We start from the raw sequence: 25,092 nt of genomic DNA on the forward strand, positions 1-25,092 counted from the left end.
GCGGCCGGCGATCGACGGCCGCCCGTATGCCGAGACCCCCGAACTTCCTTCCCGCCCGCCGTCATACGGTGGGACGCACCACCTGCACACAAGGAGAGAACCCAAAGTGGCCGAGCTGTTCTACGACGCCGACGCCGACCTGTCCATCATCCAGGGCCGCAAGGTCGCGGTCATCGGCTACGGCAGCCAGGGCCACGCCCACGCCCTGTCGCTGCGTGACTCCGGTGTGGACGTCCGTGTCGGTCTGCACGAGGGCTCGAAGTCCAAGGCGAAGGCCGAGGAGCAGGGCCTGCGCGTGGTGACCCCGGCCGAGGCCGCCGCCGAGGCCGACGTCATCATGATCCTGGTGCCGGACCCGATCCAGGCCCAGGTCTACGAGGAGTCCATCGCCCCGAACCTGAAGGACGGCGACGCGCTGTTCTTCGGTCACGGCTTCAACATCCGCTTCGGCTTCATCAAGCCCCCGGCCGGCGTCGACGTCGCCATGGTCGCCCCGAAGGGCCCGGGCCACCTGGTCCGCCGCCAGTACGAGGAGGGCCGCGGCGTTCCGTGCATCGCCGCCGTCGAGCAGGACGCCTCCGGCAACGCCTTCGCGCTGGCCCTGTCGTACGCCAAGGGCATCGGCGGCACCCGCGCCGGCGTCATCAAGACGACCTTCACCGAGGAGACCGAGACCGACCTCTTCGGCGAGCAGGCCGTGCTGTGCGGTGGTACCGCGGCCCTGGTCAAGGCGGGCTTCGAGACCCTGACCGAGGCCGGCTACCAGCCGGAGATCGCCTACTTCGAGTGCCTGCACGAGCTGAAGCTGATCGTGGACCTCATGTACGAGGGCGGCCTGGAGAAGATGCGCTGGTCGGTCTCCGAGACCGCCGAGTGGGGCGACTACGTCACCGGTCCGCGCATCATCACGGACGCCACCAAGGCCGAGATGAAGAAGGTCCTCGCCGAGATCCAGGACGGCACCTTCGCCCGGACCTGGATGGACGAGTACCACGGCGGTCTGAAGAAGTACAACGAGTACAAGCGGCAGGACTCCGAGCACCTGCTGGAGACCACCGGCAAGCAGCTGCGCAAGCTGATGTCGTGGGTGGACGAGGAGGCGTAAGCCTGCCGACAGGGGCCGGGGCGGACTGCTCCGGCCCTTGTTGTCCACCCCGTCCAGCCCCGGTCGGGTGATCCTTCCGCGGCGGCGCAATACGACGCCCGCCCCGCCACTACACTGCTGCACAACACGCGTCAGGCCCACAGCGTCGTGCGTCTTCCGCGGCTAGCCCCCCTCCACCGCCTGCGGCCGTCGGGACGGCCGTCCGCATCGCACATGTGAGGACTCACGTGAGCTCGAAACCCGTCGTACTCATCGCTGAAGAGCTGTCGCCTGCCACCGTCGACGCACTCGGTCCGGACTTCGAGATCCGGCACTGCAACGGCGCGGACCGCGCCGAACTGCTGCCGGCCATCGCCGACGTGGACGCGATCCTGATCCGCTCGGCCACCAAGGTCGACGCCGAGGCCATCGCCGCCGCGAAGAAGCTCAAGGTCGTCGCCCGGGCCGGTGTCGGCCTGGACAACGTCGACGTCTCCGCCGCCACCAAGGCCGGCGTGATGGTCGTCAACGCCCCCACCTCCAACATCGTGACCGCCGCCGAGCTGGCCTGCGGTCTCATCCTCTCCACGGCCCGCAACATCCCGCAGGCCAACGCCGCGCTGAAGAACGGCGAGTGGAAGCGCAGCAAGTACACCGGCGTCGAGCTGGCCGAGAAGACGCTGGGCGTGGTGGGCCTGGGCCGCATCGGTGCCCTCGTCGCGCAGCGCATGTCCGCCTTCGGCATGAAGGTCGTCGCCTACGACCCCTACGTGCAGCCCGCGCGGGCCGCGCAGATGGGCGTCAAGGTGCTGTCGCTGGACGAGCTGCTGGAGGTCTCCGACTTCATCACCGTCCACCTGCCCAAGACCCCCGAGACGCTCGGCCTGATCGGCGACGAGGCGCTGCGCAAGGTCAAGCCGACCGTGCGCATCGTCAACGCCGCCCGCGGCGGCATCGTGGACGAGGCGGCGCTGTACGCGGCGCTGAAGGAGGGCCGGGTCGCCGGCGCCGGCCTCGACGTGTACGCCAAGGAGCCGTGCACCGACTCCCCGCTCTTCGAACTGGACCAGGTCGTCTGCACCCCGCACCTGGGCGCGTCGACGGACGAGGCGCAGGAGAAGGCCGGTATCGCCGTCGCCAAGTCGGTCCGCCTCGCCCTCGCCGGAGAGCTGGTGCCGGACGCGGTGAACGTCCAGGGCGGTGTCATCGCCGAGGACGTCAAGCCGGGCCTGCCGCTCGCCGAGCGCCTCGGCCGCATCTTCACCGCGCTCGCCGGTGAGGTCGCGGTCCGCCTCGACGTCGAGGTCTACGGCGAGATCACCCAGCACGACGTGAAGGTGCTGGAGCTGTCCGCGCTCAAGGGTGTCTTCGAGGACGTCGTCGACGAGACGGTGTCGTACGTCAACGCCCCGCTGTTCGCGCAGGAGCGTGGGGTCGAGGTGCGGCTGACCACCAGCTCCGAGTCGGCCGACCACCGCAACGTGGTGACCGTGCGCGGCACGCTGGGCACGGGCGAGGAGGTGTCGGTCTCCGGCACGCTGGCCGGCCCGAAGCACGTCCAGAAGATCGTCGCGGTCGGCGACTACGACGTCGACCTCGCCCTCGCCGAGCACATGGTCGTCCTGCGCTACGAGGACCGTCCGGGTGTCGTCGGCACCGTCGGCCGCATCCTCGGCGAGGCCGGCCTCAACATCGCCGGCATGCAGGTCGCTCGCGCGGCCGTGGGCGGTGAGGCGCTGGCCGTTCTCACCGTCGACGACACGGTGGGCCCCGCCGTCCTGGCCGAGGTCGCCGCGGAGATCGGCGCGGCCTCCGCCCGCTCGGTGAACCTGGTCTGAGGCCGCCGTCCGGGGGCTGGCGCCCCCGGGCCCGCGCTTCGGCCTCGCGGCCTCGTCCACAAGCGCCGGACGGGCTGACAGCAGTCAGCCCGTCCGGCGCTTTCTTGTGTCCCTTACTTCTGCGCGGCCTCGATCCTCCGCAGCGTCACCGCCGCCCCCAGCGCCGCCGGCACCAGGATCACCGCCCCGGCCAGCGCCGCACCCCGCATGCCGTGGATGAACGCCTCCCGGGCCGCGGCGAGGAGGGTTTCGCCGGCCCCGCCGGGCAGGTGGGCGGCCGTCGCGAGGGCGCCGCCCAGGGTCTCGCGGGCCTGGTCCGGCGCGGAGGCCGGCATCTCGTGGCGGTAGAGCGCCGTACCGATGGAGCCCAGGACCGCCATGCCGAGCGCGCCGCCGAACTCGGCGCTGGTCTCCAGCAGGGAGGAGGCCGTGCCCGCTCGCTCCACCGCCGCGCCGGTCATGGCGAGGTCGGTCAGCTGGGACATGATCGCGATCATTCCGCAGGCGAGGACGCCGCCCCCGACGAGCACCAGCCACAGCGAGTCGGTGCCGACGGGGACGAACACCAGGTAACCGGCCGCCATGGCCGCGAAGCCGCCGGCGACGACGTACCCCCGGTTGACGCCCCGCTGGACGAGCGTTGCCGTGACCGGACCGGCGACCCCGATGAACACCGAGGGCAGCAGACTCCACAGGGCCGCCGCCAGCGGGCTCTTGCCGAGGACGGACTGGAGGTACTGCGTGGTGAAGATGGCCGAGCCCATCATGCCGAGGCTGGCGACGAGGTTCAGGACCAGCGCCGGGGTGAAGCCGCGGCCCCTCAGCAGGGCCGGCGGGATCAGCGGGGAGGTGCCGGTGCGCTGGCGCCGGACGAACAGGGCCGCGAAGAGCAGGCCGACGGTGATCGCGACGACGTACTGCGGATGCCAGCCCTCGGAGGGGATCTCCTTCAGGCCGTAGATCACGGGGAGCACGGCGGCCATGGACAGCGGGACGCTCGGCCAGTCGAAGCGGCCGGGCGCGGGCTGCCTCGACTCGGGCAGCAGCAGCGGGCCGAGGACGAGCAACAGCGCCATCGCGGGCAGGTTGACCAGGAAGACCGAGCCCCACCAGAAGTGCTCGACCAGGATGCCGCTCATCACCGACCCGAGGGCGATGCCGCCGGTCATCACGCCGGACCACAGCCCGATCGCCTTCGCCCGCTGGGCCGGGTCGGTGAACATCGTGCGCAGCAGGGCCATCGTGGACGGCATCAGGGTCGCGCCGCCGATGCCGAGGACCGCACGGGCCGCGATCAGGGTCTCGGCGCTGTTCGCGTACGCCGCGAGGAGCGAGGCGGCGCCGAAGGCCGCGGCTCCCAGCAGGAGGAGCCGGCGGCGGCCGATGTGGTCGCCGAGCGAGCCCATCGTCATCAGCAGGCCGGCCAGGACGAAGCCGTAGATGTCGAAGATCCACAGTTGCTGGGTGCCGCTCGGCCGGAGGTCGGCGTTGATCGCGGGGGTCGCGAAGTAGAGGACGGAGACGTCCATCGAGACCAGCAGCAGCGGCAGCATCAGCACACCGAGCGCGGTCCACTCGCGGCGCCCGGCTCGGACGGGGGCGGTGGTGCTCGTCGCGTTCATCGTCATGCCGGAGACTGTACGGGCGTCTTAAACGCTTGTCTAGAACGGCTGTATAAGTCGTCTGTATAAGTCGCGCGTCTAGGACGCTTGTATGGATCGCGGGTAGGCTGGCCGCATGGGACACCGTGAGGATCTGCTCGAGGGCGCCAAGCGCTGCCTGCTGGAGAAGGGCTTCCTGCGCACGACCGCGCGGGACATCGTCCGGGAGTCGGGCACCAACCTGGCGTCGATCGGCTACCACTACGGCTCGAAGGACGCGCTGCTGGTGCAGGCGTACATCTCGCTGATCGAGGCCGTGGGGGAGCGTTTCGACCCCGGTGCCGGGGTGCGGACGACCCAGCCCCCGGGCTCGCTGGAACGCTTCCGGGAGGTGATGGCCGGGATCATCGCCACGGTGCCCGGGTCGCGGGCGATCTGGCTGCTCAGCTTCGAGCTGATGTTCCAGGACGAGCGGCTGGAGGAGGTCCGCAAGCTCCTGGCCGAGGCGCAGCGGGAGGGCCGCGCGGGGCTCGCGTCCATGTTCACCGGCATTCCGGAGGCGGACCTCGACCCGGAGACGGTCGAGGCCGAGGGGCGCCTCTACCAGACCCTCCTCAACGGCCTCATGGTCCAGTGGCTCTTCGACCCGGACACGGCGACCACCGCCGACCAGCTCACGGAGGGGCTGCGGCGGGTGATCGCCGGCGTGGACGGGAGCTGACCGGCGGGGCCGGGGGCCGGCGCCCTGCCCTGGCGGGCCCTAGGGGCGGGCCGGGTGGTGACGGGCATCCGCTCGCCGGTCGCGTACCGCGGGGCCCAGGGCACCCAGCATCAGGATCCCGGTCAGCGCGAACCCCCACACATAGCCCGTGTGCGCCGTGAGGAGCCCGAAGCCCGCGGCGCCCACGCCCATGCCCCCGTCGTAGGCGAGGTTCCACAGGGCGCTGACCGTGCCGTACGACCCGGCGGAGACACGGCTGTACATCAGGGTGAGGGTGGCGTTCTGGGTCACGCCGAAGCCGGTGCCGAAGACCGCGGCGCCCACCAGTACGGCGACCGGGCTGGAGGTCGCCGCGAGGGCCGACAGCCCGGCGGCCGACACCAGCAGTCCCGGTACGACCAGCCGCCAGGAGCCCCGGCGGTCGCCGTACCGCCCCGCCGCCCAGCGGGCCGCGGTCGACGCGGTGCTCTGCACCAGCAGGGCCGGCGTCGCGACGCCGGACGCGGGCGGGACCGCCAGCGGCAGGAAGGTGACGAGGATGCCTGCGGCGACGGCGGTGGCCGCGAACACCATGGTGGGCCGCCGCAGCCCGCCGGCCCGCACGGCCCCCACCATCCCGAGGTCCGCCTCCCGGCCGCCGCCGGCCGCCGCACCCAAGCGCGCCGTGCGCCGGTTGCCGGCCGCGGCACCCCCGCGCGCCCTGCCCCGGCCGCCGGCCGCCGCCCCGTCCACACGGAGTGCCGGTACCGTCGGGAGCGCCGCGAGGGCGGCGACGGCCGCTGCCGTGGTGACCGTGGCGTAGCCGAGGTGGCCGGCCAGCCAGATGCCCAGAGGCAGCGCCAGCAGCGCCGGCACACCTCCGACGACGCCGACGAGGGCCAGCCCCTCGCCCCTGCGCCCGGCCGGGATCAGTGCCGCCGTCAGGGCCCCGCCGGCGACCATCGTGAGGCCGAAGCCCAGACCGCGCACCAGACACACCGCCGCCGTCCAGGCCGGGGCGTCGGACAGGGGCAGCACGAGCGCGGGCGCGCCCAGCAGGAAGAGGCCGGCCGCCAGCGGGCCCCGGCGGCCGTAGCGGCCGAGGATCCGGGGCCCGGCCAGTTCGCCGAGCACCGTCGACAGCATCAGCGAGCCGGTCGCGAGGCCCGCCCCGCCCCGGCCGGCGTGCGCGGGCACCGCCGACAGCAGCAGGAAGAAGCTCGCCGTCGACCCCACCACGCTGACGAACCGCAGCAGCAGGGCGCGGCTCAGCAGCGGAGGTCGCGGGGTCGGGGTGGCCGTGGGTGTGGTGGGTTCGGCTGTCGGGTTCATGGCGCCGACGCTAGGCAGCGACCGGACCCCCGGTAAGCTCCAATTCCATGCCTGTCCAGTGGGCCGGTCTCTCCCCCGAGCTGCTGCTGAGCGTCGACCGGAGCAGCGGTGAGCAACTGCGTGTCCAGCTGGAACGACAGCTGCGGGACGCGATCCGCACCGGGCGGCTGCACGCCGGCGAACGCCTGCCGTCCTCCCGTGAACTGGCCCGCCAGCTCGGCCTGTCCCGCGGCCTGGTCCAGGACTGCTACGCCCAGCTCCAGGCCGAGGGCTACCTGGTCGCCCGCGTCGGCTCGGCCACCCGCGTGGCCGCCTGCGCCCCGGTCGCCCCGCCCGCCCCGCCGGCGCAGCGGCGCCCCGAACCGCCGCGGCTGATAGCCGACTTCCGGCACGGCGTCCCCGACCTCGCCTCCTTCCCGCGCGCCGACTGGCTGTGGGCGGTCCGGGAGGCGGCCCGCCGGATGCCGACCGCCGCTCTCGACTACGGCGACCCGCGCGGCAGCCGCGACCTGCGCACGGTCGTCGCCGCCTACCTGCGCCGGATCCGCGCGGCCGCCGCCGACCCGGACCACACCCTCGTCTGCTCCGGTTACGCCCAGGGGCTCGCCCTCGTCCTGCAGACGCTGGCCCGCGCCGGTGTCCGGGCCGTCGCCCACGAGGACCCGGGCAGCCCCACCAGCGCGACCGCGGCCATCCGCGCGGCGGGCCTCACCCCGGTCCCCGTCCCGGTCGACGCGCACGGCATCGACGTCACCGCCCTGGAGGCGACCCGCGCCCGCGCGGTGATCGTCACCCCGGCCCACCAGTGGCCCACCGGAGTCCTCCTCGCCCCGGAACGCCGGCACGCGCTGCTCGGCTGGGCGCGGCGCCATGACGCGTACGTCATCGAGGACGACTACGACGCCGAGTTCCGCTACGACAGGGAGCCGGTCGGTGCGCTCCAGGGCCTCGCGGCCGACCGTGTCGCCTCGATCGGCACGGTCAGCAAGTCCCTGGCCCCCGCCCTGCGCATCGGCTGGCTGCTGAGCCCGCCCGCGCTCACCGCGGAGGTCACCGAGCTGAAGCGGATCGCGGACCGCGGCACGCCCACCCTCGACCAGCTGGCTCTCGCCCGGCTCATCGAGTCCGGCCGCTACGACCGCCATCTGCGCCGCATGCGCACCCTGTACGCGGCCCGCCGCAGGGCCCTGCGCGCCGCCCTCGCCGAGCACGCCCCGGCGGTGCGCCTGACCGGTCTGGCCGCGGGCTTCCACGCCGTGGCCCACCTGCCGCCCGGCGCGGACGAACAGACGGTGACCGCCGCGGCGCGCGCCCGCGGCGTCGGCCTGTACGGCATGAGTGCCTTCCGCACCTCGCGGGCCGCCGACCCGCCCCGGCTCGTCCTCGGCTTCGGCGACGTGCCCGAACGGGCCATCACGGAGGGCATCGCGGCGGCGGGCGCGGTGCTGGAGGGCTCGGCGGACGGCCGGTGATCCCGTTCCCCCGGGCCTGTTACAGCCGGGCCCGTTTCAACGCCATGTGCAGCAGCAGCCGGTCCTCGCCGTCGTCCAGGTCCAGGCCGGTCAGCTGTTCCACGCGGGACAGGCGGTAGTAGAGCGTCTGCCGGTGGATGCCCAGCTCGGAGGCCGTGCGGCCGGCCTGTCCCGCGCAGTCGAGGAACACCTCGGCGGTGCGGGCCAGTTCCCGGTGGGCGGGGGAGAGGAGCGGGCCGACGACGCGGTCGTGCGCGGCTCCCGGCGGCAGGGCGGTCAACAGCCGGTACGGTCCGATCCGCGCCCACTGCGCGACCGGCCCGAACCGCGGCTCGGCCAGCGCGGCACGCGCCGCGGCCGCGGCCTCCTGCCAGACCGTGCCCAGCTCGGCGAGGCCGGTGCGCGGCTCGCCGACCCCGGCCGCGAGGGCGGCGCCGCCGGCGGCCCCGGTCCCGGCGGCGAGTCCCGCGGCCACCGCCGCCGCCACCCGGGCCCCGGTCCCGCGCGCCGCGCCGCCCGCCGCCCCGCGCGCCCCCTCGGCCTCCTTCAGCAGCCGCGTGGCCGCCGCCAGCGCGGGTGCGCTCGTCTCCGTGGTCCGCAGCCGCACCAGCAGCGCCAGGCTCTGCCCGGACGCCCCCCACGGCAGCGTGCACAGCGCCGTCGCGTGCGGGATCGTACGGGCGGCCGGGGCGTCGTCCGGGTCGGCCGACGGCCAGGGCGCGACACAGACCAGGGTGTGCGGGCCGTCCGCGCGGGGCCCCAGGGCGGTGCGCAGGTCGGCCACCGCCATGTCCCGCTGCCAGCCGCCCTCCGCGGTGAGCACCGCCCGCAGCTCCCGGCCGAGCCCCGCCCCGGCCGCCGCCTCGTCGGCGAGCAGCGCGCCGATCCGGCCCGCGACCCCCATCGCGGCGGCCAGCTGGGCGTCGGTCGGCCCGGGGTCGCCGTCCAGCAGCCAGACGTAGCCGAGGACGACACCGCGATGCCGTACGGGCAGGCAGATCCGGCCGCGGTAGACGCCGGCCTCGGGGCTCGGCGGGATGCGGACCGGTCCGGTCGCGCGGGTGATGCCGAAGCCCTCGAACCAGGACCGGACCGTGGCCGTGGAGCGACGGGTCAGGATCGAGCGGGTGCGCACCGGGTCCAGCGCGGACGCATCCAGCTCGTCATCGCTGTCGTAGGCGCCGAAGGCGATCAGCTCGAAGTCGCGGTTCTCCAGGGTCGCGGGCACCCCGAGCAGCTCCGAGATCTCGTCCACCAGCTCCTGGTAGTCCGCCTTGAACGCCTTGAAATCCGCCGCCACTCGGGCATTCTCCCTCATTCCCCGGCCGCCTTCATACATCTGTCTGAGATCTCGGGCACGGATGCGTGACAGCTGTCGATGGCCGAGGATCGGAGAGATCCTTAGGTTTCACGGTGGTTCTCCGTGCCGTACCCGAATCGTCGGGTGACGGCGTATTTGGTGCTCTGTGGAGGTGCCCCGTGCTGGGTCCCGTGATTCTCGCCGCGTCGCGCAGCGACCGGATGCGACGCCTGATCTCGGCGGCCCCGGTGACCAAGCAGGTCGTCGACCGCTTCATCCCCGGCGAGACCGTGGCCGACATCGTCCCGATCGTCGAGGACCTGACGGCCAAGGGCCTGGAGCTGACGATGGATGTCGTCGGCGAGGACATCACCACCCCCGAGCAGGCCGCCCACGCCCGGGACGCCTACCTGGAGCTGATCGACCACCTCAAGGGGCTGGAGCTCGGCGAGCGGGTCGAGATGTCGGTCAAGCTGTCCATGTTCGGGCAGTCCCTCCCGTCGCCCACCACCGCCCTGCTCGACGGGCCCTCCGGGCCCGCCCCTACATTCAACGGCGGCCACGAGCTGGCCCTCGCCAACGTCCGCCCGGTGGTCGAGGCGGCCGCCGCCATCGGTACGACGGTGACGCTGGACGCCGAGGACCACACCACCCTGGACTCGATGTTCGCCATCCACGAGGAGCTGCGGAAGGACTTCCCGCAGACCGGCTGCGTCATCCAGGCCTACCTCTTCCGCACCGAGGCCGACGCCCGCCGCCTCGCCGCCGCCGGCAGCCGCGTCCGCCTGGTCAAGGGCGCCTACAAGGAGCCCGCCGAGGTCGCCTACCAGCAGAAGCACGAGATAGACAAGGCGTACGTGCGGATCCTGAAGATCCTCATGGACGGCGAGGGCTACCCGATGATCGGGTCGCACGACCCGCGCCTGATCGCCATCGCCCAGGAGCTGGCCCACAAGGCCGGCCGTAAGCTCGACGAGTACGAGTTCCAGATGCTCTACGGCATCCGCGGCGACGAGCACCTGCGGCTGGCCGCCGAGGGCCACCGCATGCGCGTCTACACCGCCTACGGCACCGACTGGTACGGCTACTTCATGCGCCGTCTCGCGGAGAAGCCGGCGAACCTGCGCTTCTTCCTCCGTTCCATGGTCAGCAAGGGCTGAGCCCGCACACCCGCTCACGTACAAGGAGTTACGGATCTCATGGACGCTGTGACCCAGGTCCCCACCCCCGTCAACGAGCCGGTGCACGGCTACGCCCCCGGCTCGCCCGAGCGCGCCCGGCTGGAGGTCAAGCTCAAGGAGCTGGCCGAGAACCCGATCGACCTGCCGATGACCATCGGCGGGGAGAAGCGGATGGGCGGCGGCGAGACCATCCAGGTGGTCCAGCCGCACAACCACAAGTCCGTCATCGGCACCCTGCGCAACGCCACCCAGCAGGACGCGCGGGACGCCATCGACGCGGCCCTGGCCGCCGCGCCGGCCTGGCGTGCGATGTCCTTCGACGACCGTGCCGCGATCATCCTGCGCGCCGCCGAGCTGCTGGCCGGCCCCTGGCGCGAGACCCTCGCCGCCTCCACCATGCTGGGCCAGTCCAAGACCGCGCAGCAGGCCGAGATCGACACCCCCTGTGAACTGGTCGACTTCTGGCGCTTCAACGTCCACTACGCCCGCCAGATCCTCGCCGAGCAGCCCCCGGCGAACTCCCCGGGCGTGTGGAACCGCCTGGACCACCGCCCGCTGGAGGGCTTCGTCTACGCGATCACGCCGTTCAACTTCACGGCGATCGCCGGCAACCTGCCCACCGCTCCCGCCCTGATGGGCAACGTGGTGGTCTGGAAGCCGTCCCCGACGCAGACCCACGCGGCCGTCCTCCTCATGCAGCTGCTGGAGGAGGCGGGCCTGCCCAAGGGCGTCATCAACCTCGTCACCGGCGACGGCATCGAGGTCTCCAAGGTCGCCCTGCACCACCGCGACCTGGCCGGCATCCACTTCACCGGCTCGACCAGGACCTTCCAGTACCTGTGGAAGACGGTCGGCACCAACATCGAGAAGTACCGCTCCTACCCGCGCCTGGTCGGCGAGACCGGAGGCAAGGACTTCCTCGTCGCGCACCCGTCGGCCGACCGCGCGGTGCTGAAGACCGCCCTCACCCGGGGCGCCTTCGAGTACCAGGGCCAGAAGTGCAGCGCCACCTCGCGCGCGTACATCCCGGCCTCCATCTGGAACTCCGGCTTCAAGGAGGAGTTCGCGGCCGAGGTCGACTACCTGACCATGGGTGACGTCACCGACCTGTCGAACTTCCTCGGCGCCGTCATCGACGAGCGCGCCTTCGCCAAGAACAAGGCCGCGATCGACCGCGCCAAGGCGGACCCGGCCTGCACGATCGTCGCGGGCGGCAGCTACGACGACTCGGTCGGCTACTTCGTCCGCCCGACCGTCATCGAGTGCACCGACCCGGAGAACGAGGTCTTCACGACCGAGTACTTCGGTCCGATCCTCGCGGTCCACGTCTACGAGGACGACAAGTACGACGAGATGCTGACCCAGATGGAGTCGGTCTCGGACTACGCCCTCACCGGCTCGGTCATCGCCAACGACCGTGCGGCCGCGGCCTACACGATGGAGAAGCTCCGCTACGCGGCCGGCAACTTCTACATCAACGACAAGTCGACCGGCGCCGTCGTCGGCCAGCAGCCCTTCGGCGGCGGCCGCGCCTCCGGCACCAACGACAAGGCCGGCGCCCCCCAGAACCTCCAGCGCTGGACCCTGACCCGCGCCATCAAGGAGACCCTGGTCCCGCCGACCGACTACACCTACCCGCACATGGGCTGATCCCCGGCGCCCCGGACACGGGCCGGCGGACCTGACCTTCGGGGCGGGCCCGCCGGCCCCTTCCCGTCACGCGGCGTCCCGTGCGGCCGTCAGGCCCTCACGGGAGGTTCAGCGTGATGGTGTCGTCGTCGCTCAGATCGTGCTGGTTGATCTTCAGGTGGTACTGGTGGCTGCTGCCGCCCGGAATCGTGCAGGTCACGGTGACGGCCAGCTTGAAGTTCGTGTTCACCGGCACGACGAGGTCGACGGGACCGTAGGGCGCGTTCGGCTGGCTCTGGCTGTCGACCCCGTCCGAGACGGACGAACCCAGCGCCCGCAGGGTGACCCTCGTGGGGACGGTGTTCGGGAACTTGCCCGCGCAGCTCACGGAGCCGGAGTAGGTCACCGTTCCCGGCTCCAGTCCCGCAGGGTGCTCCGGCACCGCGGAGCGCGCCGGACCGGCGAACAGCAGGCCGCCGGCAGTGGCCACGGCGCAGACCGCCAGGGTGCGGTACCCGCGGCTCGAAGTGTTGGTAGGCATGTCACCACCTGCCTCAGGGGAGTGTGGGGAGGTCAACGGGGCCCATGGGCGCCTCGAGCACGGGGGCTGGCTCCGGTCACGTCACGGCAGCACCACCGGCCCCATCCGTTTCACCACCGTGCTACAGGCCCACCCGGACTGCAACCGCGGGCCCTGCCGGCTGGCCGGTATTCCGGCGGACGGCCGGGCGGGCGGAGAATGACGCCGTGGTCATCCGCATGCGCACCGCCCACACCGCCGACCTCGACCCGTCCGAACTCCGGGACGTACGCGCCCTGTTGGACGACGCGTTCGACGGGGACTTCTCCGACGCGGACTGGGACCACGGGCTCGGCGGGATGCATGTGCTGGTCCGGGACGGGGGCGGGCTCGCCGCTCACGGGTCGCTCGTGATGCGCCGGGTGCGGCACGGGGGGTGCTGGCTGCGGACCGGGTACGTGGAGGCCGTCGCCGTGCGGGCCGACGTACGGCGGACGGGGCTCGGCGGGCGGGTGATGGCCGAGCTGGAGCGGGTGGTCGACCGGGCCTACGACCTCGGCGCGCTCGCCGCGAGCGACGAGGGCGCCCTGCTGTACACCGCCCGCGGCTGGCAGCAGTGGCCCGGCCGGGTGCACGCCCTCTCGCCGGACGGGATCGTAGGGCTGCCGGAGGAAGAAGGCGGTGTGTACGTACGGCCCGCGCTCGCCGGCCCGCTCGACCCCGACGGCGAGCTGGTCTTCGACTGGCGCGACGGCGACGTGACCTGACGCCTCCTGCCTTCCCTCCTGCGGGGGATCGCTGAATCGCGCGAAAGCCCAGCTCAGAGAGGTGTGACCCGGTCCACCGTCTCAGATAGTAGGAAGTCCGAGTAATTGGGCAGACAGACGCGGACCGCTCCCTTAATTTGAAAGGAGCCGAACGTCTCGCTCGACCCAGCGAATGGCGGTCGTGAGCCAGGCCCCGTGCAGGCAACCCCTGCGGCCGGCGCTCCCGCCCCTTCCGGCGACTCGCAACCCTCACTGCCGTGCTCCACGTATGCCGAAGGAGTCGATCGCCATGGCCGAGACGACCGTCCGCCGCCGAGTCCGCCACGTGTCCCGCACGAGCGAGTCCGACCGCCAGAACGCCGCCGCCGCCCTCCAGCGCGCCCTGGACCGCCGGGACAACGGCGGCGCGACCGGCCACTGAGCCGCACCACCAGCCGGGAGCCGCAGCCCGAGGGGTGCGGCGCGGCCTCACCCGCCGCGCCGCACCTCGAAGTGGTCGATCCGCCGCCCGTCCTGCGCCAGCGCCGACACCACGAGCCGCGGTGAGGCGCCCGGCCGCACCTCCACCGCCAGCAGCGAGAAGCCGGTGTAACGCACCCGCGACCAGTCCGCCGTCTCCGGGAGGCGGTCCTTGTCCTTCGTCCAGACGAAGGACCGCACGGCCTCGTGCCGGGTGACGTGTCCCTCGTGGCTGTCCTCGACGCCCGGGGGGAAGGCGTACAGGTCACGCCCGCCGCCGCCCGCCGTGACGTACACGGTGCCGTCCCGGCCGGGATCGGTGGAGCCGCCGACCGGCACCGCCCGGCCGACCCCTCCGGCGCTGATCGCGTCCGTGCGCTCGTACACGTGGTTGTGCCCGTTGATCACCAGGTCCACCCGGTGCCGTGCGAACAGCGGCAGCCACTCGCGCCGGACACCCCCGTCCGAGGCGTGCCGGGAGGTCGAGTAGGCGCAGTGGTGGAAGAAGACCACCACGAAGTCGATGCCGTCCGTCGCGCGCAGCCGGCGCAGCGTCCGGTCCAGCCAGGCCGTCTGCCGGCCGCCGCTGCGCCCGAGGTTGGCGGGGATCTCGTACGACACGTCGTTGGCGTCCAGCGCGACGAAGCCGGCGTTCCCGTACACGAAGGCGTAGGCGCCCGGGGTGCCGTGCGGGTCGAAGCCGGTCTCCGGCAGCGAGAACCGGGCCAGTTGGCCGCCGTAGCCGTCCGGTGAGTACCAGGCCTCCATGTCGTGGTTGCCGGTCGTCACCATCCACGGCACGGACCGTGCGACCGGCTCGTTCTGTTCGAGGAACAGGTCCCAGAAGGCGGGGTCGTAGCCGTCCGTGCGCTGCCCGGTGCCGTTGACGTCCGCGTAGCAGATGTCGCCGGCGTGCAGATGGAAGGCGGGCTTCTGGCGCAGCAGCAGACCGTCGTTGGCGCTCGCCGCCCGGCCCACCCCCTGGTCGCCGAAGGCCGTGAACACGAAGCGTTCCGGACGGGCGGGCGCCGTGCGGAAGGAGGCGATGGCCGCGCGGTGACCGGCGGCGGCCGGGTCCCAGCCGTCGTGGCCGACGCCGTAGTGGTACGTCGTCCCGGGCGCGAGACCGTCCACGGCCGCGTGCACGTAGTACTGCTCCAGGGCGGGCCGCACCCCCGGCACCCCGGGCGTGTGCAGCGGCCGTACCTCGGCCGCGATCCGGCGCCCGAGGTCGTCGGGGCGCAGCCCGAGGCGGACGTACGGCCGCCGCACCGCGAACGGCACCTGCCAGGAGATCCGCATCCGGGTGCGGGGGTCGGCGCCGAAGGCGAGATGGCGGCCGAACGGGCGCACCACCCAGCCCGGTGCCCGCGAGCCGGCCGGGCCCGGCCGGCCCCCGGACGCGCCGGCGCAGCCGGTCAGCAGACCGCCCGCCACCGCCCCCGCCGTCACCAGCGTGCGGCGCGGGAGCACCCGGGTGTGCAGGTACTCGTACTGTTCGGCCATGCTCAGCCGTCCGGCGAGCGCGCGGGGGATGCCGACGTCGGGGGTGTCCATGCACGGAAACGTTCCACCGCGGCTCAACGTCCTTGCCGCACAGGGGTGAACCCCAGCCGACGGGAGGACGCCGGCCACCCGCCCGGGTGTCCGCATGACGGACAGGGCGTGTCATCCCATGGGACGAGGAGTAGGGTGCCCGCATGTCTCGCAGCATCAATCTCGCAGTGATCCCCGGTGACGGCATCGGCCAGGAGGTCGTGGCCGAGGGTCTCAAGGTCCTCTCCGCCGTCCTGCCGCAGGATGTGAAGCTGGAGACCAAGGAGTACGACTTCGGCGCCAAGCGCTACCACGCCACCGGTGAGACCCTCACCGACGCCGACCTCGACTCCCTCAAGCAGCACGACGCGATCCTGCTCGGCGCCATCGGCGACCCGAGCGTCCCGTCCGGCGTCCTGGAGCGGGGCTTCCTGCTCAAGCTCCGCTTCGCCTTCGACCACCACGTCAACCTGCGCCCCTCGAAGCTGCTCCCCGGTGTCGCCACCCCGCTCGCCGGCCAGCCGGAGATCGACTTCGTCGTCGTCCGCGAGGGCACCGAGGGCCCGTACACCGGCAACGGCGGCACCATCCGCAAGGGCACCGAGCACGAGGTCGCCACCGAGGTCTCGGTGAACACCGCCTACGGTGTCGAGCGCGTGGTCCGCGACGCCTTCGAGCGTGCCCAGGCCCGCCCGCGCAAGAAGCTCACGCTGGTCCACAAGAACAACGTGCTGACCTTCGCCGGGCACCTGTGGACGAACATCTTCAACCAGGTGGCCCAGGAGTACCCCGAGGTCACCACCGACTACATCCACGTCGACGCGGCGACGATCTACCTCGTCACCGACCCCGCCCGCTTCGACGTCATCGTCACCGACAACCTCTTCGGCGACATCATCACCGACCTCGCCGCGGCCGTCTCCGGCGGCATCGGCGTGGCCGCCTCCGGGAACATCAACCCCAGCGGCGAGTTCCCGTCCATGTTCGAGCCGGTCCACGGCTCGGCCCCGGACATCGCCGGCCAGGGCAAGGCCGATCCCACCGCCACCGTCCTGTCCGTCGCCCTGCTGCTGCGCCACCTGGGTTACGACGCCGAGGCCGACCGCATCGACGCGGCGGTCGCCGCCGACCTCACCGAGCGCGCCGGGCAGCCCGCCCGGAGCACCTCCGGGATCGGCGACGCGCTCGCCGTACGCGTAGCCGGCTGACCCGCCGCGCTACACCGAGCCGCCGGGTCGCAACCGCACCCGGCGGCTTTTCCTGTGCCTCGCCGGGTGCCACCATCAACCCCTGGACCGCTTCACCCCGATTCCGTCCGCTACCGCCCCCGCGCGATAATCGAACGCGGAGCCGCGATATGAGGGAATGCTCGGACGTCCTAGCACTGGCGACCGGCAGTACAGGCGTGAGCGCGGCCCGTCACTACAACCGGTGAAGGACAACACATGACGACGCCCACGATCGAGCTCAAGCCCTCCGCCAGCCCGCTCGCCGCCGCAGAGCGCGAGGCGATCCTGGCCAATCCGGGGTTCGGCCGCCACTTCACCGACCACATGGTGACGATCAAGTGGACCGAGGGCCGCGGCTGGCACGACGGTCAGCTCGTTCCGTACGCGCCGATCCCCCTCGACCCGGCCACCCACGTCCTGCACTACGCGCAGGAGATCTTCGAGGGTCTGAAGGCGTACCGGCAGCCCGACGGCTCGGTCGCCCTCTTCCGGCCGGACCAGAACGCCAAGCGCTTCCAGCGCTCCGCCCGCCGCCTCGCCATGCCGGAACTCCCGGTCGAGACGTTCATCGAGGCCTGCGACGCCCTGGTCCGGCAGGACATCGACTGGGTGCCCGCGCACGGCGGCGAGGAGTCGCTGTACCTGCGTCCGTTCATGATCGCCACCGAGGTCGGGCTGGGCGTCAAGCCCGCCAACGAGTACCTCTTCCTCGTCATCGCCTCCCCGGCCGGCGCGTACTTCCCGGGCGGCGTCAGGCCGGTGTCCATCTGGGTCTCCGAGGACCGCGTCCGTGCCGTCCCCGGCGGCATGGGCGACGCCAAGACCGGCGGCAACTACGCCGCGTCCCTGCTCGCCCAGGCCGAGGCCGCCGCCAAGGGCTGCGACCAGGTCTGCTACCTCGACGCGGTCGAGCACAAGTGGGTCGAGGAACTGGGCGGGATGAACCTGTACTTCGTGTACGGCAACAAGATCGTCACGCCCACCCTGACCGGTTCCATCCTGGAGGGCGTCACCCGTGACTCCCTGCTGGCCGTCGCCCGTGACCTCGGGTTCGAGTCCGAGGAGGGCCGCGTCTCGGTGGACCAGTGGCAGCGGGACTCGGAGAACGGCACCCTCACCGAGGTCTTCGCGTGCGGCACCGCCGCCGTGATCACCCCGGTCGGCACCATCAAGCGGGCCGGTGCGGAGTGGCAGCAGAGCGGTGGGCAGCCGGGCGAGGTCACCCTGCGGCTGCGTGAGGCCCTGCTCGACCTCCAGCGCGGGACGGCCGAGGACAAGCACGGCTGGATGCACCGCGTCGGCTGACGGCTCAGCGGGAACTGCGGGACAGGCCGTCGATCGTCTGCGGGTCCGTCGTGGCTTGTCGCGCAGTTCCCCGCGCCCCTTCGGGGCGCTCCTCGCCGCGTGTCAGCAGCAGGTACGCCACTGCGCCCACCAGCCCGGACAGCAGGAAGCTGCAGTCCACCCCGCCGGTCAGGGACAGCAGCGGGCCCTCGTACGACGGCAGGGACACCGCCAGCAGGCCGACGCCGGCGCCGAGCGCCCAGGACACGGTCGCCCGGACGTTCCAGCCCGCCCGGTACCAGTAGATCCCGCCCCGGGAGCGGCGGTTGAAGACCTGGAGGGCGTCGGCGTCGTACACACCGCGGCAGCGGACGAAGCCGATGAGGGTGATGACCGCCCAGGGAGTGCCGATGGCGGTGAGCAGGAGCACGAAGGACGTCATCGCCGACTGCGCGTCCCACAGGTAGTGGCCGGCGAACACGCAGGCCGTGGCCACGATCGCCACGGTGTGGGTGGCGCGTGCGCGGGAGGCGCGGGGCAGGATCGCGTCCAGGTCCAGGCCCATGGAGTACAGCATCAGCCCCGCGTTGCCGACCGAGCCCGCGGAGGCGGACAGCAGCAGCGGCACCAGGTACCAGCCGGGGGAGGCCGCGACCAGCGGGCCCGCGTAGTCGGTGGCCGCGCCGGCCGCGTACGCCGTGAAGGTGCCGAAGAGCTGGGGGACCAGCAGGCCGAGGACCAGCCCGAGCCAGGTGGCGTGCAGCACGCGGCGCGAGGTGTGGCGGGCCGGGGAGATGTAGCGGGTGTAGTCGCCGAGCAGCGTGATGAAGGCGATGGGGCCGGACAGGCCCGCCGCCACCGCCGCGAGGAACCAGGTCGGCCAGAAGGAGCCCAGCAGGTAGCCGCCCGCGCCCGGCAGCGCGGCGGTGGTGAAGTGCGGGGCGTAGGCGAGGACGCCGAGCAGCAGCAGCGCCGTCATGCCGATCGCCAGGACGCGGGACATGGCGAGCAGCACCCGGTAGCCGTAGACCGCGCCGGCGACGGTCGCGGCGGCGAGCACCGCGTAGACGAGGGCGTACGACACCCCGTCCGCCGGCACCCCGAAGAGCCGGCCGAGGACCGTCAGCATCACGTCCCCGCCGATCCACACCGTCAGCGCGGTGTAGCCGAGCGCCAGCAGCAGCCCGACCACCGAGCCGACGAGCCGGCCGCGCACACCGAACTGGGCGCCTGAGGAGGTGGACAGGTTGGTCGCGGTGCGCAGGGAGACCAGCGCGAGCGGGGCCGTGAACAGGGTGCCGGCCACCGTGCCCGCCACGATCGCGGTCACCGACGCCCACCAGCCGAGCCCGAAGGACGGCGGCAGCCAGCCGAAGATGATCACTCCGAGGCAGAGGTTGGAACCGAGCAGGATCGACACGAGGTCCCGTGGCCCGCTGGTGCGTTCCGCGTCCGGGATGGTGTCGACACCGCGCTGTTCTACGGGCATGGCTGGTCTCCTTCGACGGCCGCCTCACTGGATTAGAGCGACGTTCAATGTGACGTGAAGCCCGCCGTCCGGTCAATCCTTCCGTGCCACGAGATCTGTGTTTAGAGTGGTGCTCTAATCAGCGGAAGGCAAGGAGGTACCGGGTCGTGAGACTGACCCCCACGGAACGTGACCGGCTGCTGCTCTTCGGGGCCGCCGAGCTGGCCCGGGCCCGCCGGGCGCGCGGTCTGCGGCTGAACGTGCCCGAGGCCACCGCGCTGATCGCGGACACCGTGTGCGAGGCGGCCCGGGACGGCAGGCGGCTCGCCGAGGCCGTCGAGGCGGCCCGCTCGGTGCTCGGCCCCGGTGACGTCCTGCCGGGCGTCGCCGACGTCGTCACCGAGGTCATGGTCGAGGCCGTCTTCGACGACGGCTCCCGGCTGGCGGTCGTCTCCGACCCGATCGGCGGCGGCTCGGGCGCGGAGGGCCCCGGCGCGCTGCTGCCGGGGCCCGAGCACCCCGAGCCCGAGCCGGCGCTCCGCCTCACGGTCACCAACACCGCGACCGTCCCGGTCTCGGTCACCTCCCACTTCCACTTCTTCGAGGCCAACCCGCGGCTGGACTTCGCACGGGAGCGGGCCTACGGCATGCGCCTCGCCGTGCCCGCCGGGTCCTCGGTGCGGTTCGGACCGGGGGAGAGCGCCGAGGTCGGGCTGGTCCCCATCGGCGGCCACCGGATCGCGATCGGCTTCGCCGGTCTGGTCGACGGGCCGCTGGACGCGCCCGGCGCGAAGGAAGAAGCCCTCCGCAGGGCCGCAGCCTGCGGATATCTGGGAGTCACGCAGGAAGGAGGCGCACGATGAGCCGCTCCAGGGGGCGCGAGGTCACCGAGTCGGTCCACATCGATCCCCACGCCTACGCGGCCACCCACGGCCCCCGCGCCGGCGACCGCGTCCGCCTCGGCGACTCCGGGCTCACCGTCCGCGTCGAGTCCGACTCCCAGCAGTACGGCGACGAGTTCCTCGCCGGCTTCGGCAAGACCGCCCGCGACGGACTGCACCTGAAGGCCGCCGCCGTCCGCGAGACCTGCGACGTCGTGATCAGCAACGTCGTCGTGATCGACGCGGTGCAGGGCATCAGGAAGGTCTCCGTCGGCATCCGCGAGGGCCGCATCTGCGCGATCGGCCGCGCCGGCAACCCGGACACGCTCGACGGCGTCGACGTCGTCGTCGGCACCGGTACGTCGATCGTGTCCGGCGAGGGACTGATCGCCACCGCCGGGGCCGTCGACACCCACGTCCACCTGCTGTCGCCGCGGATCATGGAGGCGTCCCTCGCCTCCGGCGTCACCACGGTCATCGGCCAGGAGTTCGGCCCGGTGTGGGGCGTCGGCGTCAACTCGCCCTGGGCGCTGCGGCACGCCTTCAACGCCTTCGACGCCTGGCCGGTCAACATCGGCTTCCTGGGCCGCGGTTCCTCCTCCCACGACGCACCGCTGATCGAGGCCCTGGCCGAGGGCGGGGCGAGCGGCTTCAAGGTGCACGAGGACATGGGCGCCCACACCCGCGCCCTCGACACCGCGCTGCGGGTCGCCGAGGAACACGACGTCCAGGTGGCCCTGCACAGCGACGGCCTGAACGAGTGCCTGTCGGTCGAGGACACCCTCAGGGTGCTGGAGGGCCGCACGATCCACGCCTTCCACATCGAGGGCTGCGGCGGCGGACACGTGCCCAACGTGCTGAAGATGGCCGGCGTCCCGAACGTCATCGGTTCCTCCACCAACCCCACCCTGCCCTTCGGCCGGGACGCGGTCGCCGAGCACTACGGCATGATCGTCTCCGTCCACGACCTCAAGCCCGACCTGCCCGGCGACGCGGCCATGGCCCGCGACCGGATCCGGGCCGGCACCATGGGCGCCGAGGACGTGCTGCACGACCTGGGCGCGATCGGCATCACCTCCTCCGACGCGCAGGGCATGGGCCGCGCCGGTGAGACGGTCCGCCGCACCTTCGCGATGGCCGGCAAGATGAAGGCCGAGCTGGGGCCCCTGCTTCCCCATGACGGGGAGGGCGGCGACCGCGAGGGCGACGACAACGCCCGCGTGCTGCGCTACATGGCCAAGCTGACCATCAACCCGGCCATCGCCCACGGGCTCGCCCACGAGGTCGGCTCGATCGAGGTCGGCAAGCTCGCCGACATCGTGCTGTGGCGCCCCGAGTACTTCGGCGCCAAGCCGCAGCTCGTCCTCAAGTCCGGCTTCCCGGCGTACGGCGTGGTCGGCGACCCCAACGCGGCCACCGACACCTGCGAACCCCTCGTACTCGGGCCGCAGTTCGGGGCGTACGGGGCCACGGCCGCCGACATCTCCGTCGCGTTCGTCGCGCGGGCCGCCGTCGACCAGGGCAACGACACCATGCCGACCCGCAGGAGAAGGGTCGCCGTGCGCTGCACCCGGGGCATCGGCCCCGCCGACCTGCGGCTCAACGCCCGTATCGGGGCGGTCGACGTCGACCGGCGCACCGGCCTGGTCACCCTCGACGGCGAGCCGCTGCGCTCCGAGCCCGCCGACTCCGTCTCCCTCAACCGCCTCTACTTCCTCTAATCACCAGGGATTTCCTATGACCACCCCCGCAGCCGACGGCTTCCGCATGCCTGCCGAGTGGACCCCGCACGAGCGCACCTGGATGGCGTGGCCCAGCCCCAACCCCACCTTCGAGGACCCGGACGACCTCCGCCTCTCCCGGATGGCCTGGGCGTCGGTGGCCCGCGCCGTCCTGCGCTTCGAACCGGTGACGGTGGTGTGCGGCCCCGGCCAGGCCGTCGAGGCGCAGGCCCTGCTCGGCCCCGGCATCGACACCGTCGAGCGGGAGCTGGACGACGCCTGGATGCGCGACATCGGCCCCACCTTCCTCACCGACGGCAAGGGCCGGCTGGCCGCCGTCGACTGGACCTTCAACGGCTGGGGCGCCCAGGACTGGGCCCGCTGGGAGCACGACGCCAAGATCGGCGCGTACGTCTCCGACCTCGCGGGCGCCAGGACGTACGCCTCGAAGCTGGTCAACGAGGGCGGAGCGATCCACGTCGACGGCGAGGGCACCGTGCTGCTCACCGAGACCGTGCAGCTCGGCCCCGAGCGCAATCCGCACTGGTCGAAGGAGGAGGTCGAGGCGGAGATCCACGCCCACCTGGGCACCCGCAAGGCGATATGGCTGCCGCGCGGCCTGACCGGCGACTACCCTCCCCACGGCTTCGGCACCCTCGGCCATGTCGACATCGTCGCCGCCTTCGCCCGGCCGGGTGTCGTGGTCGCCCACCACCAGCCGGACCCGGCGCACCCCGACCACGAGGTCACCAAGGAGGTCATCGGCCTGCTGAAGTCGGCGACCGACGCGCGGGGCCGCCGGCTGGAGGTGGTGGAGGTGCCCGCGCCGACCGTCCTGGAGACCGACGGACACTGGGCCGACTACTCCTACATCAACCACTACCTCTGCAACGGCGGCCTGGTGCTGTGCGGCTTCGACGACCCGCGCGACGAGATCGCCGCCGGCATCTTCCGGCGCCTGTTCCCGGAGCGGACGGTGACGCTGGTGGACGCGCGTACGATCTTCGCGGGCGGAGGCGGTATCCACTGCATCACGCAACAGCAGCCGAAGGTCTGACACGTACAGGAGCAGCAGATGGCCGGTGCGGGCCGGGCGCGCAGGAACGCGCCGCCGCGCGAGGAGGTCCTCGCCGCCGCCATGGACATGATCGCCGAGCGCGGTCTGGAGAAGCTCACCATGGCGGGGCTGGGCCGCGAGGTCGGCATGAGCAGCGGCCATCTCCTGTACTACTTCCGCTCCAAGGACGAGCTGCTGCTCCAGACCCTGGAGTGGAGCGAGGGCCGGCTGGGCGCGGAACGGGGGCGGCTGCTGGCCGGTCCCGGGACCGCGCGGGAACGTCTGTCCGCCTACGTCGACCTGTACGTGCCCGACGGGCACCGCGATCCGCACTGGACGCTGTGGCTGGAGGTCTGGAACCGCTCGCAGACCGCGGACGAGGACGCGCGCGCCCGGCAGGCCGCGATCGAGGGCGCGTGGCACCGGGACCTGGTCGCGCTGATCGCCGAGGGGATCTCGCGGGGGGAGTTCCGGGGGGTGGACGCGGACCGTTTCGCAGCGCGGCTGCGTGCGCTGCTCGACGGGTTCTCCATCCACGTGGCCATCGGGTTGCGCGGCACCGGCCGGGAGCAAGTCCTCGCGCATGTCGGGGAGTTCGTCCAGGAGGGGCTCGTGGCGGCCCCCTAGGGGGCGCGGGACCGTACCGACAGGCGGCTCCGCCGCCGGAATCGTTTCCCGCCTGGGCGGGCATGTACCGGCCCATGGGACGACAACACTGGAAGAAGATCTGGGTCGGCTCGGCGGGGAACATGGTCGAGTGGTTCGACTGGTTCGTGTACGCGAGCTTCGCCACCTACTTCGCCGGCGCCTTCTTCCCGAGCGGCAACCCCACCGCCCAGCTGATGAACACCGCCGGCATCTTCGCCGTCGGTTTCTTCATGCGCCCCGTCGGCGGCTGGCTGCTGGGCCGGGTCGGTGACCGCAAGGGCCGCAAGGCGGCGCTGACGCTGACCGTGACGCTCATGTCGGCCTCGGCGGTCCTCATCGCCGTCGCCCCCACCTACGGGGTCGCGGGCTACGGCGGCGCGTTCGTCCTGCTCGTCGCCCGTCTGCTCCAGGGCCTGTCCGTGGGTGGCGAGTACGCGGCCAGCGCCACCTATCTGACCGAGGCCTCGGACCCGAGGCGCCGCGGCTTCGCCTCCAGCTTCCAGTACGTGTCCATGACCGCCGGCCAGATCGCCGGTCTCGGCCTGCTGATCGTCCTCCAGCGCACCCTGTCCGACCACGCCCTGCACAGCTACGGCTGGCGCATCCCGTTCGTCGTCGGCGCGCTCGGCGCGGCCGTCGTCTTCTACCTGCGCCGCAACATGCTGGAGACCGAGGTGTACGAGGAGGACGCCTCGCACGCCGGGGAGCGCGGCACCCTGCGCGCGCTGTGGCGGCACCGGCGGGAGGCGTTCCTGGTCGTCGCCCTCACCATGGGCGGCACGGTGGCCTACTACACGTACACCACCTACCTCACCAAGTACCTGTCCAACTCGGCGGGTCTGTCCAAGGAGACCGCGACCCTGGTCTCCTTCACCGCGCTGATCGTCTTCGCCTGCCTCCAGCCGCTCGCTGGCGCCCTGTCCGACCGCATCGGCCGCCGCCCGCTGCTGATCACCTTCGCCGTCGGCTCCACCGTCCTGACGGTTCCGATCATGACGCTGCTCAAGCACGCGGACGGCTACTGGTCCGCCCTCGGCCTCGCCCTGCTCGCGCTGGTCGTGGTCACCGGCTACACCTCCATCAACGCCTGTGTGAAGGCCGAGCTGTTCCCGACCGGCGTCCGGGCGCTCGGTGTCGCCCTGCCGTACGCCGTCGCCAACGCCCTCTTCGGCGGCACCGCCGAGTACGTCGCCCTGTGGTTCAAGAAGGGCGGCATCGAGTCCGGCTTCTACTGGTACGTGGCCGCCTGTGCCGCCGTGTCGCTCGTGGTGTACGTCACCATGCGCGAGACGAAGGACCTGGACCTGGCCCGGGTGAAGGCCGCCGAAGGGGCCGGGGACGGATCCACGGAGTCCACCGTGACGACCGCATCCTGAGACGGGCGG

The 25,092-nt window shown here is 72.4% G+C and carries 21 protein-coding genes; 15 read left to right on the top strand and 6 right to left on the bottom strand.

Features of this window, described 5'->3' with window-relative positions; all coding sequences use genetic code 11:
* Positions 1 to 106 precede the first annotated feature (106 nt).
* Positions 107 to 1,105, top strand: coding sequence for a ketol-acid reductoisomerase (ilvC, locus tag S1361_RS27360; RefSeq protein WP_208034577.1), 999 nt, complete (start codon positions 107 to 109; stop codon positions 1,103 to 1,105).
* Between the two features lie 227 nt (positions 1,106 to 1,332).
* Positions 1,333 to 2,922, top strand: a complete 1,590-nt coding sequence (serA, locus tag S1361_RS27365) for a phosphoglycerate dehydrogenase (protein ID WP_208034578.1) — start codon at positions 1,333 to 1,335, stop codon at positions 2,920 to 2,922.
* A 113-nt stretch (positions 2,923 to 3,035) separates the two neighbouring features.
* On the opposite strand, the gene S1361_RS27370 is transcribed toward serA, so the two are convergent.
* The gene (locus S1361_RS27370; RefSeq protein WP_208034579.1) at positions 3,036 to 4,550 is read right to left on the bottom strand and encodes an MFS transporter; all 1,515 of its coding nucleotides are present in this window, start codon (positions 4,548 to 4,550) and stop codon (positions 3,036 to 3,038) included.
* Between the two features lie 109 nt (positions 4,551 to 4,659).
* Between S1361_RS27370 and S1361_RS27375 the strand changes: the two genes are divergently transcribed.
* On the top strand, positions 4,660 to 5,244 hold the full coding sequence (locus S1361_RS27375; RefSeq protein WP_208034580.1) for a TetR/AcrR family transcriptional regulator: 585 nt from the start codon (positions 4,660 to 4,662) through the stop codon (positions 5,242 to 5,244).
* Between the two features lie 39 nt (positions 5,245 to 5,283).
* Here S1361_RS27375 and S1361_RS27380 read toward each other — a convergent pair whose 3' ends face one another.
* Complete coding sequence (locus tag S1361_RS27380; RefSeq protein WP_208034581.1) at positions 5,284 to 6,555, bottom strand: MFS transporter; 1,272 nt, start codon at positions 6,553 to 6,555, stop codon at positions 5,284 to 5,286.
* Between the two features lie 47 nt (positions 6,556 to 6,602).
* Between S1361_RS27380 and pdxR the strand changes: the two genes are divergently transcribed.
* Positions 6,603 to 8,027, top strand: a complete 1,425-nt coding sequence (gene pdxR / locus S1361_RS27385; RefSeq protein ID WP_208034582.1) for a MocR-like pyridoxine biosynthesis transcription factor PdxR — start codon at positions 6,603 to 6,605, stop codon at positions 8,025 to 8,027.
* A gap of 19 nt (positions 8,028 to 8,046) precedes the next feature.
* Here the strand turns inward: pdxR and S1361_RS27390 are convergent, their stop codons facing one another.
* Positions 8,047 to 9,345: a PucR family transcriptional regulator gene (locus tag S1361_RS27390; RefSeq protein WP_208034583.1), complete on the bottom strand. Its 1,299-nt coding sequence runs from the start codon at positions 9,343 to 9,345 to the stop codon at positions 8,047 to 8,049.
* A gap of 161 nt (positions 9,346 to 9,506) precedes the next feature.
* On the opposite strand from S1361_RS27390, the gene S1361_RS27395 reads away from it, so the two are divergent.
* Positions 9,507 to 10,487: a proline dehydrogenase family protein gene (locus tag S1361_RS27395; RefSeq protein WP_208034584.1), complete on the top strand. Its 981-nt coding sequence runs from the start codon at positions 9,507 to 9,509 to the stop codon at positions 10,485 to 10,487.
* A 39-nt stretch (positions 10,488 to 10,526) separates the two neighbouring features.
* Complete coding sequence (gene pruA / locus S1361_RS27400) at positions 10,527 to 12,158, top strand: L-glutamate gamma-semialdehyde dehydrogenase (RefSeq protein WP_208034585.1); 1,632 nt, start codon at positions 10,527 to 10,529, stop codon at positions 12,156 to 12,158.
* 97 nt (positions 12,159 to 12,255) lie between these two features.
* Here the strand turns inward: pruA and S1361_RS27405 are convergent, their stop codons facing one another.
* Positions 12,256 to 12,678 carry a hypothetical protein gene (locus tag S1361_RS27405; protein ID WP_208034586.1) on the bottom strand — a complete coding sequence of 141 codons (423 nt, stop codon included), beginning with the start codon at positions 12,676 to 12,678 and terminating at the stop codon, positions 12,256 to 12,258.
* A 218-nt stretch (positions 12,679 to 12,896) separates the two neighbouring features.
* On the opposite strand from S1361_RS27405, the gene S1361_RS27410 reads away from it, so the two are divergent.
* Positions 12,897 to 13,424 (top strand): GNAT family N-acetyltransferase, encoded by a 528-nt coding sequence (locus S1361_RS27410; protein ID WP_425088071.1) that lies wholly within the window; start codon positions 12,897 to 12,899, stop codon positions 13,422 to 13,424.
* A 289-nt stretch (positions 13,425 to 13,713) separates the two neighbouring features.
* Positions 13,714 to 13,845: a hypothetical protein gene (locus S1361_RS39920; RefSeq protein ID WP_279577627.1), complete on the top strand. Its 132-nt coding sequence runs from the start codon at positions 13,714 to 13,716 to the stop codon at positions 13,843 to 13,845.
* A gap of 47 nt (positions 13,846 to 13,892) precedes the next feature.
* Here the strand turns inward: S1361_RS39920 and S1361_RS27415 are convergent, their stop codons facing one another.
* Complete coding sequence (locus S1361_RS27415; protein WP_208034588.1) at positions 13,893 to 15,440, bottom strand: purple acid phosphatase family protein; 1,548 nt, start codon at positions 15,438 to 15,440, stop codon at positions 13,893 to 13,895.
* Positions 15,441 to 15,583: 143 nt separating this feature from the next.
* On the opposite strand from S1361_RS27415, the gene S1361_RS27420 reads away from it, so the two are divergent.
* Complete coding sequence (locus tag S1361_RS27420) at positions 15,584 to 16,627, top strand: 3-isopropylmalate dehydrogenase (protein WP_208034589.1); 1,044 nt, start codon at positions 15,584 to 15,586, stop codon at positions 16,625 to 16,627.
* Positions 16,628 to 16,864: 237 nt separating this feature from the next.
* Positions 16,865 to 17,953, top strand: a complete 1,089-nt coding sequence (locus S1361_RS27425) for a branched-chain amino acid aminotransferase (RefSeq protein ID WP_208034590.1) — start codon at positions 16,865 to 16,867, stop codon at positions 17,951 to 17,953.
* Positions 17,954 to 17,957: 4 nt separating this feature from the next.
* On the opposite strand, the gene S1361_RS27430 is transcribed toward S1361_RS27425, so the two are convergent.
* Positions 17,958 to 19,421 (bottom strand): cytosine permease, encoded by a 1,464-nt coding sequence (locus S1361_RS27430; protein WP_208034591.1) that lies wholly within the window; start codon positions 19,419 to 19,421, stop codon positions 17,958 to 17,960.
* A gap of 146 nt (positions 19,422 to 19,567) precedes the next feature.
* Here S1361_RS27430 and ureA point away from each other — a divergent pair, with 146 nt between their 5' ends.
* The 5 genes from ureA to S1361_RS27455 all read left to right on the top strand — a co-directional run bounded on the left by ureA (position 19,568) and on the right by S1361_RS27455 (position 25,083).
* Complete coding sequence (gene ureA, locus S1361_RS27435; protein WP_208034592.1) at positions 19,568 to 20,263, top strand: urease subunit gamma; 696 nt, start codon at positions 19,568 to 19,570, stop codon at positions 20,261 to 20,263.
* On the top strand, positions 20,260 to 22,002 hold the full coding sequence (locus tag S1361_RS27440; protein ID WP_208034593.1) for an urease subunit alpha: 1,743 nt from the start codon (positions 20,260 to 20,262) through the stop codon (positions 22,000 to 22,002). The genes ureA and S1361_RS27440 overlap by 4 nt, the downstream gene beginning before the upstream one ends.
* A 16-nt stretch (positions 22,003 to 22,018) precedes the next feature.
* Positions 22,019 to 23,059: an agmatine deiminase family protein gene (locus S1361_RS27445; protein WP_208034594.1), complete on the top strand. Its 1,041-nt coding sequence runs from the start codon at positions 22,019 to 22,021 to the stop codon at positions 23,057 to 23,059.
* Positions 23,060 to 23,077: 18 nt separating this feature from the next.
* Positions 23,078 to 23,686, top strand: coding sequence for a TetR/AcrR family transcriptional regulator (locus tag S1361_RS27450; protein WP_208034595.1), 609 nt, complete (start codon positions 23,078 to 23,080; stop codon positions 23,684 to 23,686).
* Between the two features lie 74 nt (positions 23,687 to 23,760).
* Positions 23,761 to 25,083, top strand: a complete 1,323-nt coding sequence (locus S1361_RS27455; protein ID WP_208034596.1) for an MFS transporter — start codon at positions 23,761 to 23,763, stop codon at positions 25,081 to 25,083.
* Positions 25,084 to 25,092 lie beyond the last annotated feature (9 nt).

Source organism: Streptomyces cyanogenus, assembly GCF_017526105.1.
GTDB lineage: Bacteria > Actinomycetota > Actinomycetes > Streptomycetales > Streptomycetaceae > Streptomyces > Streptomyces cyanogenus.